Origin of the sequence: Azospirillum sp. B506 (assembly GCF_000333595.1) — a bacterium.
Classification (GTDB): domain Bacteria; phylum Pseudomonadota; class Alphaproteobacteria; order Azospirillales; family Azospirillaceae; genus Azospirillum.
This window is the reverse complement of sequence record NZ_BADK01000422.1, coordinates 1-1,214: the sequence shown is the minus strand read 5'-3', so window position 1 is coordinate 1,214 and position 1,214 is coordinate 1. Positions and strand designations below refer to the sequence as shown.

General features: G+C 66.2%; 2 protein-coding genes. Both read right to left on the bottom strand.

Annotated features, from left to right (window positions below; translation table 11 throughout):
- Window positions 1-539, bottom strand: a 539-nt coding sequence (locus tag I71_RS12995) for a class I tRNA ligase family protein (protein WP_148294222.1), incomplete at its 3' end; no start/stop codon positions are given.
- A gap of 51 nt (window positions 540-590) precedes the next feature.
- Window positions 591-1,214: DNA polymerase III subunit delta' (locus I71_RS12990; RefSeq protein ID WP_042695279.1), on the bottom strand; the 624-nt coding region annotated here is incomplete at its 5' end.

The following is a 1,214-nucleotide window of genomic DNA, read 5'->3' as shown; positions in this document are numbered from 1 at the left end:
TAGAACTCGATCAGCCGGTCTCGCCAGGCCGAGAGCTTGAAGAAATAGGACGGCTCCTCCACCCACTNGCACTCGGCGCCGGTCGGGGCGATCTTCTGCCCTTCGCCGTGGGTGGTCAGCTCATCCTCGCCGTAGAAGGCTTCGTCGCGGACCGAATACCAGCCGGCGTAGGACCCCAGATAGATCTCGCCGCGGTCCTTCAGCAGCGTCCACAGCGCCTGCACCGACGTGACGTGGCGCGGCTCGGTTGTGCGGATGAAGTCGTCGTTGGAATAGTTCATCAGCGAGACGAGATCGCGGAAGTTCTGCGACACCCGGTCGGTGAACTCCTGCGGCGCGATGCCGGCCTTTTCCGCCGACTTCTCCACCTTCTGGCCATGCTCGTCGGTGCCGGTCAGGAACTTCACGTCATAGCCGTCGAGGCGCATGAACCGGGCGAGGACGTCGCAGGCAAGCGTGGTGTAGGCGTGACCGATGTGCGGCACGTCGTTCACGTAATAGATCGGCGTCGTCAGGTAGAAGGTCTTCGGCCCGGCCATTTGCGGCACTTTCTTTCAAGTCAGGGTCAACCGGCAGGTTCTGACATAACCCTAGGCGGCTGCCGTTTCCAGCGCCGACAGGGCGTTCAGGACCACCTGCTTGCGGTCCAGGTTTGCGGATTCCGCGCGCGCGAAAAGACGCTGAACCTTTTCCCACACCTCCACCCAACGTTCAAGACCGCGGGCGTTGGCCAATCGGGTCATCAGCGCGGCCTCGCCCGGCACCACCTCCGCCGGCCAGGAGCCGCGGGCGAGCGAACGGGCGAAGCGGGCCAGCCACCAGACCAGCAGCTCGGTCGCCGTCTCGAACATCCCGTCATCCTGTTTGCGGGTCAGCTTGTCGCCGAAGGCGTGTGCCGCGACGATGTCGATGCGCGGCAGGTCGGACAGCAGCCCGATCATCTCGCGATAGAGCGCCAGCCCGCCGGCATCGGCCAGATCGATGGCGCGGCCGACGCTGCCCTCGGACAGGCGGGCCAACGCCGGGCGGTCGTCGGCGGCGATGTCGGGCCGGTGCTGGCCCAGCAGCTCGATCACCGTTTCCTCCGCCAGCGGCTTCAGCGTCAGCTTGCGGCAGCGCGAGCGGATGGTCGGCAGCATGCCGCCGGGATTGTCGCTGACCAGCAGCAGCAGGGCGCCGGGGGGCGGCTCCTCCAGGATCTTCAGGATGGCGTT